12 protein-coding genes and 2 pseudogenes are annotated in these 14,413 nt (G+C 73.6%); 6 read left to right on the top strand and 8 right to left on the bottom strand.

From position 1 onward, the window contains the following. Positions 1-25: 25 nt before the first annotated feature. Positions 26-1,018, bottom strand: a complete 993-nt coding sequence (locus ACFYW3_RS30290) for a zinc-binding dehydrogenase (protein WP_351753581.1) — start codon at positions 1,016-1,018, stop codon at positions 26-28. A gap of 258 nt (positions 1,019-1,276) precedes the next feature. Between ACFYW3_RS30290 and ACFYW3_RS30285 the strand changes: the two genes are divergently transcribed. After that, positions 1,277-1,951 (top strand): pentapeptide repeat-containing protein, encoded by a 675-nt coding sequence (locus ACFYW3_RS30285; protein ID WP_389387936.1) that lies wholly within the window; start codon positions 1,277-1,279, stop codon positions 1,949-1,951. A 117-nt stretch (positions 1,952-2,068) separates the two neighbouring features. On the opposite strand, the gene ACFYW3_RS30280 is transcribed toward ACFYW3_RS30285, so the two are convergent. The 3 genes from ACFYW3_RS30280 to ACFYW3_RS30270 form a co-directional block, all read right to left on the bottom strand. Next, positions 2,069-2,572 carry a hypothetical protein gene (locus ACFYW3_RS30280; protein ID WP_053678538.1) on the bottom strand — a complete coding sequence of 168 codons (504 nt, stop codon included), beginning with the start codon at positions 2,570-2,572 and terminating at the stop codon, positions 2,069-2,071. A 749-nt stretch (positions 2,573-3,321) separates the two neighbouring features. Next, positions 3,322-3,942 carry a response regulator transcription factor gene (locus ACFYW3_RS30275; protein ID WP_053681157.1) on the bottom strand — a complete coding sequence of 207 codons (621 nt, stop codon included), beginning with the start codon at positions 3,940-3,942 and terminating at the stop codon, positions 3,322-3,324. Further along, on the bottom strand, positions 3,939-5,126 hold the full coding sequence (locus ACFYW3_RS30270) for a sensor histidine kinase (RefSeq protein ID WP_389387973.1): 1,188 nt from the start codon (positions 5,124-5,126) through the stop codon (positions 3,939-3,941). Before ACFYW3_RS30270 ends, ACFYW3_RS30275 begins: the two co-directional genes overlap by 4 nt. A 318-nt stretch (positions 5,127-5,444) precedes the next feature. Here ACFYW3_RS30270 and ACFYW3_RS30265 point away from each other — a divergent pair, with 318 nt between their 5' ends. Together ACFYW3_RS30265 and ACFYW3_RS30260 are read left to right on the top strand one after the other, a co-directional pair. After that, complete coding sequence (locus ACFYW3_RS30265) at positions 5,445-6,005, top strand: heme-binding protein (protein ID WP_351753559.1); 561 nt, start codon at positions 5,445-5,447, stop codon at positions 6,003-6,005. 92 nt (positions 6,006-6,097) lie between these two features. Then, positions 6,098-7,518: pseudogene (locus ACFYW3_RS30260) on the top strand (M1 family metallopeptidase). Positions 7,519-7,758: 240 nt separating this feature from the next. Here the strand turns inward: ACFYW3_RS30260 and ACFYW3_RS30255 are convergent. After that, positions 7,759-7,848 (bottom strand): annotated as a pseudogene (locus ACFYW3_RS30255) (GNAT family N-acetyltransferase); the annotation flags it as partial. 384 nt (positions 7,849-8,232) lie between these two features. Continuing rightward, positions 8,233-8,808 (bottom strand): TerD family protein, encoded by a 576-nt coding sequence (locus tag ACFYW3_RS30250; protein ID WP_053681146.1) that lies wholly within the window; start codon positions 8,806-8,808, stop codon positions 8,233-8,235. A gap of 154 nt (positions 8,809-8,962) precedes the next feature. Between ACFYW3_RS30250 and arfB the strand changes: the two genes are divergently transcribed. Next, entirely contained in the window at positions 8,963-9,388 is a 426-nt protein-coding gene (gene arfB, locus ACFYW3_RS30245) for an alternative ribosome rescue aminoacyl-tRNA hydrolase ArfB (RefSeq protein ID WP_351753568.1), read from the top strand. Between the two features lie 125 nt (positions 9,389-9,513). Here arfB and ACFYW3_RS30240 read toward each other — a convergent pair whose 3' ends face one another. Continuing rightward, positions 9,514-10,083 (bottom strand): flavin reductase family protein, encoded by a 570-nt coding sequence (locus tag ACFYW3_RS30240; RefSeq protein WP_351381420.1) that lies wholly within the window; start codon positions 10,081-10,083, stop codon positions 9,514-9,516. Positions 10,084-10,397: 314 nt separating this feature from the next. Here ACFYW3_RS30240 and cdgB point away from each other — a divergent pair, with 314 nt between their 5' ends. Both cdgB and ACFYW3_RS30230 read left to right on the top strand, forming a co-directional pair. Beyond that, a complete protein-coding gene (gene cdgB / locus ACFYW3_RS30235) occupies positions 10,398-12,107 on the top strand; it encodes a diguanylate cyclase CdgB (protein WP_389387935.1) in 1,710 nt (569 codons plus the stop codon). Between the two features lie 68 nt (positions 12,108-12,175). Next, the gene (locus tag ACFYW3_RS30230; RefSeq protein ID WP_389387934.1) at positions 12,176-13,246 is read left to right on the top strand and encodes a CBM35 domain-containing protein; all 1,071 of its coding nucleotides are present in this window, start codon (positions 12,176-12,178) and stop codon (positions 13,244-13,246) included. 152 nt (positions 13,247-13,398) lie between these two features. Here the strand turns inward: ACFYW3_RS30230 and ACFYW3_RS30225 are convergent, their stop codons facing one another. Then, positions 13,399-14,385, bottom strand: coding sequence for a 1-phosphofructokinase family hexose kinase (locus tag ACFYW3_RS30225; RefSeq protein WP_389387933.1), 987 nt, complete (start codon positions 14,383-14,385; stop codon positions 13,399-13,401). Positions 14,386-14,413: the final 28 nt, after the last annotated feature.

The following is a 14,413-nucleotide window of genomic DNA, read 5'->3' as shown; positions in this document are numbered from 1 at the left end:
CTGGCGGGCAGACGGTCGGCGCGGCTCAGGGGACGAGGACGACCTTGCCCGTGGTGTCGCGGGACACGAGGGCGTCGTGGGCGGCGGCCGCCCGGGCCAGGGGGTAGCGCTGGATCGCGGGCCGCAGCCGGCCGGCCGCGGCCTCCGCGAGGGCCCGGGTCTCCAGGGCGCGGATCGGGTCGGGGGCGCCGACGCGCCGCATCATCTCCGGGCCGAGGACGACCTCGCTGGTGACGCGGCGGGCCGTGAGGGCGGCGCGCTCGGCGTCGGTGAGGGTGAGTTCGCCGCCCGACCAGCCGAAGACGAGCCGGCGGCCGCCGGGTGCGAGCAGGTCGAGGGCGGCCCGCGCGACGGCCCCGCCGACGGAGTCGAAGACGACGTCCACTCCGCCGGGGTGGTGGGCGCGTACGGCCTCCGCCCAGCCGGGGTCGTTGTAGTCGAGGGCGAGGTCGGCGCCGTTGGCGTGGGCCAGGCCCGTCTTGACGGGACCGCCGGCGAGGGCGACGACGGTGGCGCCCGCGTTCTTCGCGTATTGCACGAGCAGCGTGCCGATGCCGCCGGCGGCGGCCGTGACGACCACGACGGAGCCCGGTCCGAGGTCGGCGAACCCGAGGATCCCCAGGGTGGTGCGGCCGGTCCCGATCATGGCGACGGCCCGGGCGGCGTCGAGGCCCGGCGGTACGGGGTGCAGCCGGTCGGCGGCGGCCACCGCGTACTCGGCGTACCCGCCGGGGGCGAACCCGAGGTGGACGACGACCTCGCGCCCGAGCCAGGCGGGATCGGTGCCGGGCCCCAGGGCGTCGACGGTGCCGGCGACCTCCCGGCCGGGGACGGTCGGAAGCTCGGGGAGGGTGGGGGCGGGCCCCTGGACGCCCTCGCGGAGCGCGGTGTCGAGGAGGTGGACTCCGGCGGCGGCGACGGCGATCCGGACCTGCCCGGGGGCGGGGACGGGGACGGGCACGCGCTCATGGGTGAGGTTCTCGGCGGGACCGAAGGCGTGCAGGCGAACGGCGTTCATGGTGTCGGGGGTGGCGGTCGCGCCCGGGCCGGTGTTCGTGTCAGGGGTGGTGTTCGTGTCGGGGGTGGTGTTCGTGCCGGGGGTCGTGTTCATGGGGTCAGCCTCGGACCTCGACCGGGGTTGAGGTCAAGGGTTGCCGGGGGTTGCCGAGGTCCCCGGCCTCCGGGGGTCCTCGTGGGCCTCCGGGGTCTCAGGCGGTCTCCGGGGGTCTCCGGGGGTCTTCGGGGCTTTGTCGGTGCCGTGGGTCACGATGGGGCGATGGTGCGAAACGAGCGGGCCCGGACGGTGAAGGCGGCGCGACGGCCGGAGATGCGGCTGCCGGAGCTCGTGGCGTGGCCGGGCGGCGAACTGGAGCCGGACGGGGACTACGACGGGCTGGAGTTCGCGGACCTCGACCTGGTCGGGCAGGAGGGGATCGGGGCGCGGTTCATGGACTGCGCGCTGCGGCGGTGCGCGTTGGACGAGACGGGGCTGACGAAGGCCCGTTTCCTGGACTCGGTACTGGAGGGGGTGCGGGGGGTGGGCACGGACCTGTCGGGAGCCTCGCTGCGGGACGTGGAACTGGTGGAGGCCCGGCTGGGCGGGATCCAACTGCACGGCGCCGTGCTGGAACGGGTCGTCGTACGGGGCGGCAAGATCGACTACCTGAACCTGCGCGGGGCCCGGCTCAAGGACGTGGTGTTCGAGGGGTGCGTGCTGGTCGAGCCGGACTTCGGGGGCGCGGTGCTGGAGCGCGTGGAGTTCCGGGACTGCACCCTGCGCGGGGCGGACTTCAGCGGGGCGCGGATGACGGACGTGGACCTGCGGGAGGCGACCGAGTTGGGCATCGCACGCGGGGTGGAGGCGCTGTCGGGGGCGGTGATCAGCCCCTCGCAGTTGTTCGACCTGGCTCCGGCACTGGCGGCGCAGCTCGGGCTGCGGGTGGTGCCGTAGGCGTGGGTGGGGTGCGGGTGGTGTGCGGGGGCGCCGGGGGGCGGGCGCCGGGCTGGGGTGCGTCGGTGCGCGGGTGAGGTCGCTGGGTTGCGCGGGGACGTGGGTGGGGCTGCCGGGTTACGCGGGGACGCGGGGGAAGCGGGACTGGAGCGTCCAGATGACCGGGTTGTCGCCGAGCCCGTCGTGCATGTCGACGAGGTCCGCGATCACGTCGTGCAGGAAGTCCCGGGCCTCGCGGCGCAGCAGGCGGTGCGTGAAGGTCAGCGGGTCCTCCTCGGCCGGCATCCAGTCGGCCTCGATGTCCACCCAGCCGAAGCGGCGCTCGAACAGCATCCGGTCGCTGGACTCGGTGAAGTCGAGTTCGGCGTACTGCCGGTTGGCGGAACGGCTACCGCGCGGGTCCTGGTCGAGCTGCTCGACGATGTCGCAGAGCGCCCAGGCGAAGTCCAGTACCGGAACCCATCCCCAGGCCGTGGACACTTCCCGGTCCGCGTGGGTGTCGGCGAGGTAGACGTCCCCGCAGAACAGGTCGTGGCGCAGCGTGTGGACGTCCGCCGAGCGGTAGTCGGTCTGCGGGGGGTCGGGGAAGCGCCGGGAGAGGGAGTAGCCGATGTCGAGCACGTACCCGATGGTGTCACGGGCGCGCCCCTCCCGGAGCCGGGGGGCCGTGCCCTGGCCTCGATAGCCGGCGGGGGGCCCGGGGGTCTCTTGGCCCGGCCCGGGCGGGGCGGGCGGGGCGGGGCGGGCCCCGAGCCCCGGGCCTCGATAGCAGGCGGGGCCGGGGTCGCCGGAGGTCCGCGCCACCGTTGCGCGAAGCGGCCCCGGCTGCGCCGTGCTTTCGGGGCTCCGCCCCGGACCCCGCGCCTCAATCGCCGGCGAGGCTGGGTGTGCGGGGCCGGACTGGATGTGCGGGGCAGGATCGGAAGGCTGGTTCCGGGCTCCGCGCCTCAATCGCCGGCGAGGTTGGATGTGCGGGGCCGGACTGGATGTGCGGGCCCGGACCGGATGTGGCGGCCCGGACCGGATGTGCGGGCCTGGACTGGATGTGCGGGCCCGGACTGGATGTGCGGGGCAGGATCGGAAGGGTGGTTCCGGGCTCCGCGCCTCAATCGCCGGCGAGGCTGGATGTGCCGGGCCCAGGACCGGATGTGCGGGCCCGGACTGGATGTGCGGGGCAGGATCGGAAGGCTGGTTCCGGGCCCCGTGCTTCAATCGCCGGCGGGGCTGGATGTGCGGGGCCCAGGACCGGATGTGCGGGCCCGGACCGGATGTGGCGGCCCGGACCGGAGGGGCTCCCCGACCCCCGGCCCCGCCGGCGTGTGAGGCGCCCGGTGCGGCCGGGGCCGGGGGCAGTTGACCGCGACCGGCTCTCACGGCAGCAGGCGCTGTTCCTTGGCCACCGACACCGCACCCGCGCGCGTGTCCACGCCGAGCTTGTCGTAGATGCGGCCCAGGTGGGTCTTGACCGTGGCTTCGCTGATGAACAGGGCCCGGGCGATGTCCCGGTTGCCGAGGCCGCGGGCCAGTTGGCCCAGGATGTCCAGTTCACGGTCCGTCAGGGTGGGACGGGTGCCCCGCATGTGGGCCATCACCCGGCTGGCCACCGGTGCGGAGAGCGTGGTGCGGCCGGCCGCCGCGGAGTGGATCGCGGCGAAGAGTTCCTCGGGGCGTTCCGCCTTGAGGAGGTAACCGGTGGCGCCCGCCCCGATGGCCCGGGTGATGTCGGCGTCCGTGTCGTACGTGGTCAGTACCAGCACGTGCGGCGGGTCGGTGAGTGCCGTGATGCGGCGGGTGGCCTCGACGCCGTCGATGCCCTCGCCGAGCTGGAGGTCCATCAGGACCACGTCCGGGCGGAGTTTGGCGGCCAGCGCGACGGCTTCCTCGCCGCTGCCGGCTTCGCCGAGCACCTCGATGTCGGGCTCGCTGCCCAGCAGGGCGAGCAGGCCGGCGCGCACCACCACGTGGTCGTCGCAGAGCAGGATCGTGGTCATCCGGTGGGCTCCAGGGGGATCGAGGCGGAGAGGACCGTGCCCTCGCCCGGGGTGGATTCGACGGTCAGGTCGCCGCCGAGCTGGCTGACGCGGGCGCGTATGGCCGGGAGTCCGTGGCCGCGATTGCCGGGGACGGGCCCGACGGGGACAGGTCCGACGGGGACGGGTCCGCCAGGTAGGGGCCCGCCGGGGACGGGTCCGCCGGGCTGCGGGGATGGTGCGAAGCCGTGGCCGTCGTCCGCGATGTCCAGGACCACCTGGTCGCCCAGGAAGCTCAGGGTGAGGGCGGCGGTTCGGGCGCCGGAGTGTTCGCGGACGTTGGCCAGCGCGCCTTGGGCGATCCGCAGGAGGGCGGATTCGGCCCGGTCCGGGAGGGGTGTCGGGGTGCCTTCAAGGTGGAAGCGGACCTCGATGTCGGGGCCCGCGTCGAGGGCGCGCAGGGCGTCGGCGAGGCCGGCGCCGCCCGCGAGTTCCGGCGGGGCCAGGTCGTGGACCAGCCGGCGGGCCTCGGCGAGGCCCCGCGCGGCGATGTCGGTGGCGGTACGGACGTGCGCGCGGGCGGTGCCGGGGTCGCTGTCCCAGGTGCGGTCGGCGGCCTGGAGCAGCATCTGCTGGCTCGACAGGTGCTGGGCCAGGGTGTCGTGGATCTCCATCGACAGTCGCTGGCGTTCCGCGAGGGTGCCCTCGCGGCGCTCGGTGGCGGCGAGTTCCCGGCGGGTCCGGATCAGGTCGTCGATCAGGGCGCGCTGGGCCTCGGCCTGCCGTTCGGTGTGGACGAAGACGGCCGTGGCGAGGGCGGCGACCGCGGGCGGGGCGAGCAGCAGGTTCGGGTCGAAGTCCTGGGACAGCTTCAGCTGGGCGGCCACCACGAACACGGTGAGCAGGGCCACGAGCACGACGGCCGCGCGGGGCGGCAGGGTGCGCAGGCCCGTGTAGAAGAGCGGTACGGCGCACCAGGCGAAGCTCGGCGCGAGGACGACGAGGACCACCCAGGTGGCCACCACCAGGCCGAGCCACAGGAGCCTGCGCAGGGTGGGCGCGGCGCCGAGGGCGGGGCCCAGGACGTACAGCAGGGCGAGGGCGATGCTGAGCGCGATGATCCACGGGGTGCGGGGTTCGCCGGGGTGCCGGAGCAGGAAGCGGGCCACGGAGGCGCCGAGGAGCAGGAAGAACGCCGTGTGCATGACGGTGGCCAGGGCGCGGGTGTCGGGTTTCCGCGGCGGTGCGGGGCTCACGGGGTGCTCCTGGGGTGGGGGTGGTGCGTACGTCCATCCTGACGCGTCGGCGAGGCCTTCGACCGGAGCCGCCGGCGCGCGTGCCGATCGCGGGCGCGCTCTGACCAGCCAATCCGCCCCCGTACCCGGCGCGCATCGACCGATCGGTCGACCCCCGGGTCAACCGGTGCGCCGGCCGTCGCGAGCCGGTACGGCGACGGGCGGGCGGGGTTGCCGGGCCGAGGCTTGGAGCAGCAGGAAACGAGTCCGACGCATCCAGGAGCAGACATGAACACCCGCACCCGCGTTCTCACCGGTACCGCTCTCGCCGTCGCGCTCGGCGCCGGGACCTTCGGCGCCGTCAGCGCGAGCGCCGCGCAGAGCGAGTCCGCCCCGGCGACCGCCGTCCAGGCCGCTTCCGCGAAGAAGGACGGAGACAAGAACTTCACCACCTCGACCCACCTCACCGTCGACGCCGCCTCCCGGGCCGCCCAGGCCGCGCTCAAGGCCGCCGAGAAGGAGGGCCAGAAGGTGACGGTCGCGGTCGTGGACCGCAACGGCAACACCCTGGTCACCCTGCGCGGCGACGGCGCCGGCCCGCAGTCCTACGAGTCGGCGCAGCGCAAGGCCTACACGGCCGTGTCCTGGAACGCCCCGACCTCCGTGCTGGCCGGCCGCCTCGCCCAGACCCCGAACCTGAAGGACATCCCCGGCACCCTCTTCCTCGGTGGCGGCACCCCGGTCCAGGCCAAGGGCGCCCCGGTCGCCGGCATCGGCGTGGCCGGCGCCCCGAGCGGCGACCTGGACGAGAAGTTCGCCAAGGCCGGCGCGGACTCCCTCGCCAACTGACCCCCTCCGGCCCCGGCCCCGATGCCATACGCCACCCGGTCCCGGCCCCGGCGCCGTCGCCCCCCGCCGGGTGCCCGCTTAGGATCGAACGCGTGGATCAACGCGCGTTCTCCCGCCTCGCCGCCCCCGCCCTCGCCGCGCTGCTCGCCCTCACCGCGGGCTGTACGGGCGACACCGTGCAGGGGCGGCCGGGTGCGTCCGGGGTCCGCGACCCGTACTTCCCCAAGGCCGGCAACGGCGGCTACCAGGTGGACCACTACGACCTCGACCTGGCCTACGACCCGGCCGACAAGCAGCTCCACGGCACGGCCGTGATCACGGCCCGCGCGGAGCAGGGGCTCAGCTCCTTCAACCTCGATTTCGCGGGCCTGCGGGTGGAGGACGTCACCGTTCAGGGCGCGGCGGCCCGTTTCAACCGGTCGGGGACCGAGCTGACGGTGCGCCCGCCCGAGGACCTGAGGAAGGGCGAGGTCTTCCGTACCGAGATCGACTACACGGGTACGCCGAAGCCCGTGACCGATCCGGACGGCTCCGAGGAGGGCTGGATCACCACCGCGGACGGGTCGGTCGCGGTGGGGGAGCCGGTCGGTTCGATGGGCTGGTTCCCCGGCAACCACCACCCGAGCGACAAGGCGACCTACGACATCAGGCTGACCGTGCCGAACGGCTACGAGGCCGTGTCCAACGGCGAGCTCCGCTCCCGCACCGCGGTCGGCGCCGGACGGACCGAGTTCGCCTGGCACAACGCGGAGCCGATGGCGAGCTACCTGGCGACCGCCGCCATCGGGAAGTTCAAGGTGACCACCTGACCACCGGCCGCACCCCCTCCGGCATCGGCGTCTACAACGCCGTGTCCCCGGACGAGGCGTCGGACAGCGCGCCCGCGCTCGCCCGGATCCCCGAGGTCGTGGAGTGGGGCAGCGGCAAGTTCGGGCCGTACCCCTTCAAGACGGTGGGGACGATCGTGGTGCCGGACGGGACCCTCACCTACGCCCTGGAGACGCAGACCAAACCCGTCTACTCGGGCGCTCCCGACGAGGTGCTGATCGTGCACGAGCTCGCCCACCAGTGGTTCGGCGACTCGGTGTCGCCGAAGTCCTGGAAGGACATGTGGCTCAACGAGGGCTTCGCCACCTACGCCGAGTGGATGTGGGCCGAGGAGCACGGCGGGCTCAGCGCGGAGAAACGGTTCGACGCGTTCCTCGCCGGCGACACGAAGGTCGATCCGGACGCCGGCTCCGACTGGGGCGCCTTCCCGCCGGCCGACCCGCCGGGCCCGGAGGACATCTCCGAGGCGCCCGTGTACGCGCGCGGCGCGATGGTGCTGCACCGGATCCGCCAGGAGGTCGGGGACGAGAAGTTCGCCGCGCTGCTGCGCGGTTGGGCCGCGGAGCACCGGCACGGCAACGCGAGCACGGCCGACTTCACCGCCTACGCGGAGAAGAAGACGGGCCACGACCTGACGGAGGTCTGGGACGTGTGGCTGTACGGCGAGGACCGCCCCGAAGCCTGACCCGGCCCGAGGCCTGACCGGCCCGGAGCCTGACCGGCCCGGAGCCTGACCGGCCCGAGGCTGACCAGCGGCCCGAGGCTGATCAGCGCGCCGCCCGTTCGTGGCGGCGGGTCAGAGGGCCTTGCGCAGGACGGTGCAGGGGCGCCCGAGTTCCCGGTCGGCGGCCCGGCGCAGGGGCACGTACCCCTGGGCGCGCCAGAAGGCGAGGGCGCCCGGGTTGTCGTCGAGCACGGCGATCCGCAGGCCCGTGCGCCCCGCGGTACGGAAGCGGTCCGCGACGAGGCCGGCGAGGGTGCTGCCGTGTCCCGAGCGGTGCGCGGTCGCGTCGATGAGGAGCAGGCCGATCCAGGGGGTCCGGGTCGGTGGAGTCCGGGTCGCCCGGGGAGGGCCCGTCCCGGTGCGCGAGCGTGGCGGCCAGTCCGACGAGACGGCCGGCGGACCGGGCCATCAGCACCTCGGCGCCCTCGTGGGCGAGTTCACCGGCGAGGGCCTCGGCGACCTGTTCCACCGTGATGCGGGCCGGGTCGGGGAAGTCGCCGCTGAGCTCGAAGAACGCGCGGTTGGTCGCGTAGAGCGTGGCGATCTCGGTGAGGACCGGGCCGGGGAGGGCGCCGTCGACGGGAACGAGCGGATGCAGGATCACCGGTCGAACGGTAGCGAAGCCCCCTCCCCGGACGGGGGGAGGAGGCTTCGCCGGCGGCGTGGCCGCGGAGATCAGACGTTGACGCCGAAGTCCTGGGCGATGCCGGTCAGGCCGGAGGCGTACCCCTGGCCGACCGCGCGGAACTTCCACTCGGCGCCGCTGCGGTAGAGCTCACCGAAGACCATGGCGGTCTCGGTCGCCGCGTCCTCGGAGAGGTCGTAGCGGGCGATCTCGGCGCCGCCGGCCTGGTTCACGACGCGGATGTACGCGTTGCGGACCTGGCCGAAGTTCTGGCTGCGGGCCTCGGCGTCGTAGATGGAGACGGGGAAGACGATCTTGTCGACATCGGCCGGCAGACCGGCGAGGTTGACGTTGATGGCCTCGTCGTCGCCCGAACCCTCACCGGTGCGGTTGTCGCCGGTGTGGACGATGGTCTGGTCCGGGGTGGACTTGTTGTTGAAGAAAACGAAGTGACCGTCGGAGACGACCTTGCCCGTCGGGTTGACGGCGATGGCGGAGGCGTCCAGGTCGAAGTCGACACCGGTCGTCGTACGGACGTCCCAGCCGAGGCCGACCGTGACGGCACTGAGGCCGGGGGCCTCCTTGGTGAGCGAGACGTTGCCGCCCTTGGACAGGCTTACTGCCATTTTGACTGGTGTCCCTTCGTCGTCACATGACCGCGAGATGTGGCCAAGTTACCGCTGCCCTTCATAACGCGGGGAGGGGGTCCGTAGGTTCCTGGGCCGCTCCGCCGGCGAAAAATGGGTGACGGGGCCGCGCGGGGGCGGGATCATTGGGGACATGCCTGGTCCCTATGTCATTCGTGGTTCGGTCGTGTTGCCCGAGGGGGAGCTCGGCTGGCGGTTCTCGCGTTCCTCCGGGCCGGGTGGTCAGCACGTCAACACCTCGGACTCGCGGGTGGAGCTGCTGTTCGACGTGGCGGCGACCAAGGCGCTGCCGGACGTGTGGAAGGAACGCGCGCTGGAGCGGCTCGCCTCGCGGCTGGTGGACGGGGTGGTGACGGTACGGGCGTCCGAGCACCGCTCGCAGTTCCGGAACCGGGAGATGGCGCTCGTGCGCATGGCCGCGCTGCTGGCGGAGGCGACGGCGCCGCCGCCGAGGGCCCGGCGGGCCACGAAGATCCCCCGGGGCATCAACGAGCGGCGGCTGCGGGAGAAGAAGGCCCGGGGCGAGACGAAGCGCGGACGGACCGCGCGGGACTGGTAGCGGCCGACGGGGCTCCGCAACGGCCCGCCGGACCCCGCGCCCCGGCCCGCCGGACCCCGCGCCCCGGACCCCGCGCCCCGGACCCCGCGCCCGGGACCGCGACCCCGAGAGGCCGGATTCGCGCCTCAGCCCGCCAGGTGGCGGTAGCGGCCGCGGAAGTAGGTCAGCGGCGGCGCGTCCGGGGTCGGCAGGGTGGTCGTGAGGACACGGGCGAGGACCAGGGTGTGGTCACCGGCCTCGACGCGTGACTCGGTACGGCACTCCAGGGTGGCCAGGGCGCCGGTGAGCAGCAGGGCCCCGGAGACGGCGCCGCGGACCTGCGGCAGGCCCTCGAACAGCAGGCGATCGCTGATCCGGCCCTTCATCGCGAACCTGCCCGCCACCTGGAGCTGGCCGTCCGCCAGGATCGAGGCCCCCCACAGCGGCTGCTCGGCCAGCAGGTCGTCCATGCGGGAGCCCTCGCGCAGGCTCACCAGGACCATCGGGGGGTCCAGGGAGACGGACATGAAGGCGGTCGCCGTCATGCCGACGTCCTCGCCGCGCGGGCCGTCCGCCGTCAGGGCGGGTTCGTGTGCGGTGATCAGGCACACGCCCGCCGTGAGCCGGGACATGGCCGCGCGGAACTCGTCGTTGCTCACCCCCTCAGGATGCGGGGTCGGGAACGGGGCGGGAGGTACGGGAGTCGTGTTCGGCACGCCGGGAACGCTAGCCTCACCGTCTCGCCTCACACATCGGGCGCAGGTCCGAGCCGCGCCCCCGTCCCTTGGCCTAGGCCATCACTTGTCGTTTGCCCTCGGAAATGTGGGGGAGCGCTCCCAGCGGACACGCGGTCCGAGGACTGCCGGAAAGGCCCCGTTATTCATCTCATGTGACTTGAGTCACAGAGGGCAAGATTTGTTGACCCTGTGTACCTGCCGCACAGCTCACTGTGATTCAGTGGACGGGACACCGCAACGAAACGCCGATGACAAACCTGGAGTTGCTGTCGAGGTCTCGGGGAGAGCGAACAATGGAGACCGAGTCGGAGCCGTACGTCCGTCTTGCGACCCTGCGGCAGCTGCATCGGGTGGTGGCCGAGCTCAATACGGCCCGGAGCCTCGCGGACACCCTGCAGACCGTCGTGGACGGCATCGTCGTGGGCCTCGGCTACGAACTCGCCTGTGTCAACCTCGTACGCCCTGACGGGGATCTCGTCGTCGCCGCCTTCGCGGGCGACCCCGCCGCCGAGGCGCTGATCACGGGTCGCGTCGGTTCCCGCCCCGCCTGGGACCGCAGGCTGACGATGGGCGAGAACTGGGACGGGCTCCGCTTCATCCCGCACACCGAGGGCTGGGTCCTGATGGAGGACGACGTCCCCCAGTGGCACACCGACGGCCCCGATCCGCGCTTCGAGGACGAGTGGCACCCCGAGGACCGGCTCTACGCCCCCATGTACGCGTCCGGCGGGGAACTTCTGGGTGTCATTTCGGTGGACAGACCGCGCAACGGGCGCCGCCCGGGCGCGTGGGGGCGCGAGGCGCTCCAGATGTACGCCTTCCAGGCGGCGATTGCGATCAGCAACGCACGCCTGCGCGCGAACATGCAAAGGGCCCTCGTTCGGCTCGAAAGGGAGCAGCAGGCGCTCCGCGCCAGTGAGGAGTCGTTCCGCCAGGCCTTCGAGTACGCCCCCAGCGGCATGGCCATCGCCGAGATGGGCGGCGACCAGCACGGTCGGCTGCTGCGCACCAACGACGCGCTGTGCCGGCTGCTGGGCCGGCCGGCTTCCGTACTGCGCCGGTACTCCTTCTCCGACCTCGTGCACCCCGAGGACATCGGCACCCTGCTGCGGACCTCCGCCGAGGGCGGCCGGGCCGAGCTGCGGCTGGGCCGGCGCGACGGCACGTACGTGTGGGTGTCGCTGCGCAATTCCGTGGTGGCCGACGCCGCCGACGGGCCCCGCTTCCTGCTCACGCACGTCGAGGACATCGAGGAGCGCAAACGGCACGAGCTCCAGCTCGCGCACCGGGCCAGCCACGATTCGCTGACCGGCCTGCCGAACAGTGCCGAGCTGCGTTCCCGCCTGGGGGCGCGGCTCTGTCGCAGGCCCCAGTCCGTGCGCGCCACGGCCGTGGAGGCGCTGGACGCGGCCTTCGAGGGGCGGCCCGCGGCGGGTGGTGCCGTCGAGCACGGCTTTCAACCCGACGGCCCGCACGGATTCGCGGCGTCCGACCCGTTCGAGTTCCCGGGCGCCGCGGTGGGCGGGGCCGCGGGCGCCGGTGAGGCGGGTCCGTACGACCACCACGTGCACGCGGTCGCGCCCGATCCGGAGATCGACGACGGAACGAAGGGCCTGGCCGTCCTCTTCTGTGACCTCGACGGATTCAAGTCGATCAATGACCGGTTCGGGCACCACACGGGTGACGCGGTCCTGATCGAGGTCGCCCGGCGGCTGACGACGGGCGTCAGGGACGGTGACACCGTCGCTCGGCTGGGTGGTGACGAGTTCGTCGTCCTCGCGGACGGGCTGGGCGCGGCCGACGCCGCCGACCTGGCCGTCCGGCTGCGGAACGCGATCATCCCGCCGATCAGGGTGGACGGCCGGGCGGTCCGCGTCGGAGCGAGTTTCGGCATCGGCTGGGCCGGCTGCGGGATGTCCGCGGACGAGGTGCTGCGCTCCGCCGACCAGCGGATGTACATCGAGAAGAGGTCCCGTTCCAAGGCGCACCGCCGGGCCGGCTGAGCCGATCGGCCGCCCGTGGGCGCACGTGTTCGGGGTAGGCTCCCGTGGGTCGAAAGGAGTGACCTGCGATGACGACGCCCGCGAACAACGGCCCGAACAGTGGGGCGAACAAGCCCGAGGACGACGATCCGTTCGGCTACCTCTACGCGGACGGCCAGGCCGCCGGAGCCACCCCGCCCACGTCGGGCGGTGGGTACGGCTACCCCGGCCCGACGGGCGGGGGCCAGGCCGGAGCGCAGCCCGGTGTCCCCCGGACCTCGTACAACCAGGTGCGTACGGTCGGCGATCGGTCGTCCCGCGGCCAGCGCGGTGCCGTCCCCTACCAGCAGCAGGCCCCGCAGTCCTACGAGGCCCAGTACCAGGCCCCCGAGGCGCTCCAGGCGGGCGGCTACGGGGTTCCGCCGCAGCACCAGTCCGCGCAGACCCAGGTGGTCACGGCTCCGGGCGGGCACGGCGGCCATGGTGGGCACGGTGGTGGCGGCGGCGGTGGTGGCGGTTCCAGCCGTCGCGGGCTGCTGATAGCGGCGGTCGCGGTGGTCGGCGCGGTCGTGATCGGCATCGGTGCGGCGGTCGTCTTCGGCAACGAGGGCAAGGGCAAGGACAAGGACGACAAGGGCCAGGCGGCCGGTCAGTCCCAGCAGCCGGCTTCCCCGAAGGAGTCGACGAAGCCCGAGCCGAGCGGCTCCCCGGAGGCCTCGCAGGCGCCGCTCCCGAAGGGTGACGCGGCGGGCGCCGGCATGTTCCTGTCGGGCGGTGCGCAGTTGCAGAGCGCCGTGCCCGGGTCGAAGAGCACCGGCGGCCAGTACGTGGGTGAGTTCAACCACCAGGGCGCCGCGCTGACGTGGACGGTCGACCTGCCCGAGGACGGCAAGTACACGCTCTTCGTGAACTACGGGGTGCCCGGCAAGGACGCGAAGGCGACCCTGACGATCAACGGGCAGAGCCCCAACCAGAGCCTGAACCTGGCGAACTTCGCCAAGGCGCCCGAGGGCGCCTGGGACAAGGGGTGGACGACCACCTTCGCCTGGATAAACCTGAAGAAGGGCACGAACACGATGAAGATCTCGTGTGAGGCCGGGGACAAGTGCGAGACGATCTTCGACCAGCTCAACCTGGGCCGGGGACACATAAGGCGCTGACCGGGCGCGGCACCCGCGACGGACGGGCCGAACGGGCGGGCCGAACGGACGGGCCGAACGGACGGGCCGGAAACAGGCTGAACGAAACGGGCGGGGCGCACCACGTGAGTGGTGCGCCCCGCCCGTTCGTCTTCCGGCCGCGCGTCGGACCCTCAGGCCCGGCGTCCGACACGGGGGTTGTGGGGGCGCGTCCCCCGATGGGCGTCCGGCGAGCCGGTCGGGGCGGCGCCGGTGACGGCGACGGCGTCGCGGAACTCCTCGTAGGTGCGCGCGTCGAACTCGCCCGCCGCCGGTGCGTGGACGGTGGCCGCCGAGAGGGCGACGGCGCGGGTCAGCCGCTCCGGCCAGGCCAGTCCCTCCACCAGGCCCGACAGCAGGCCCGCGACCGCGGAGTCGCCGGCCCCGGTGGGGTTGCCGCCGAGCACGCGGGGCGGGGTCGCACGCCAGGTGCCGTCGGCGGTGTCGGCGAGGAGTCCGCCCGGGCCGAGCGAGGTGACCACGGCGTGGGCGCCGCGCCGGCGGGCGTCGCGGGTGGCGGGCAGCGGGTCGCGGGAGCCGGTGAGTTCGGCGAGTTCGGCCGCGTTCGGTTTGATCATTTCGGGGCGGGCGGCGATGCCCCGGCGCAGGGCCTCGCCGCCGGTGTCGAGCAGGACGGGGACCCCGGCGGCGCGGGCCGTCCGTATGAGCAGCGCGTAGGAGCCGACCGGTACGCCGGGCGGCAGGCTGCCGCACAGGGCGACCGCCCGGGCGCCGGCGAGGAGTTCGCCGTAGCGGGACAGGAACCCGGTCCACTCGGCGGGGGTGATGTGCGGGCCCGGTTCGTTGAACTGGGTGGTGTCGCCCGAGGTTTCGTCGACGACGGCCAGGGTGCGGCGGGTGTCGCCGGCGCAGGGGACCAGGGCGTCCACCACGCCGGGCGAGTCCGCGAGGAGGTCGCGCAGGACCGCGCCCACCGACCCGCCCGCGAAGCCGGTGGCGGTGACCTCGTGGCCGAGGGCCGCGAGGACGCGGGCCACGTTGAGGCCCTTGCCGCCGGGGCGTTCGCGGGCGCCGGTGACCCGGTGCGAGGTGTGCGGGTGCAGTCGCGGCACCCGGTAGGTGACGTCGAGTGCGGTGTTGAGCGTCACGGTGAGGATCATGGCAGGCCCCGGTCTCGGTGGATGCCGG

The organism is Streptomyces sp. NPDC002602, from assembly GCF_042889445.1.
Lineage (GTDB): Bacteria > Actinomycetota > Actinomycetes > Streptomycetales > Streptomycetaceae > Streptomyces.
This window is presented reverse-complemented; position numbering and strand designations above follow the sequence as displayed.

Coding starts and splice junctions, on each gene's coding strand:
- ACFYW3_RS30290 (WP_351753581.1), bottom strand. CDS start 1,018: ATGAACGCCGTTCGCCTGCACGCCTTCGGTCCCGCCGAGAACCTCACC.
- ACFYW3_RS30285 (WP_389387936.1), top strand. CDS start 1,277: ATGGTGCGAAACGAGCGGGCCCGGACGGTGAAGGCGGCGCGACGGCCG.
- ACFYW3_RS30275 (WP_053681157.1), bottom strand. CDS start 3,942: ATGACCACGATCCTGCTCTGCGACGACCACGTGGTGGTGCGCGCCGGC.
- ACFYW3_RS30270 (WP_389387973.1), bottom strand. CDS start 5,126: ATGCACACGGCGTTCTTCCTGCTCCTCGGCGCCTCCGTGGCCCGCTTC.
- ACFYW3_RS30265 (WP_351753559.1), top strand. CDS start 5,445: ATGAACACCCGCACCCGCGTTCTCACCGGTACCGCTCTCGCCGTCGCG.
- ACFYW3_RS30250 (WP_053681146.1), bottom strand. CDS start 8,808: ATGGCAGTAAGCCTGTCCAAGGGCGGCAACGTCTCGCTCACCAAGGAG.
- arfB (WP_351753568.1), top strand. CDS start 8,963: ATGCCTGGTCCCTATGTCATTCGTGGTTCGGTCGTGTTGCCCGAGGGG.
- cdgB (WP_389387935.1), top strand. CDS start 10,398: ATGGAGACCGAGTCGGAGCCGTACGTCCGTCTTGCGACCCTGCGGCAG.
- ACFYW3_RS30230 (WP_389387934.1), top strand. CDS start 12,176: ATGACGACGCCCGCGAACAACGGCCCGAACAGTGGGGCGAACAAGCCC.
- ACFYW3_RS30225 (WP_389387933.1), bottom strand. CDS start 14,385: ATGATCCTCACCGTGACGCTCAACACCGCACTCGACGTCACCTACCGG.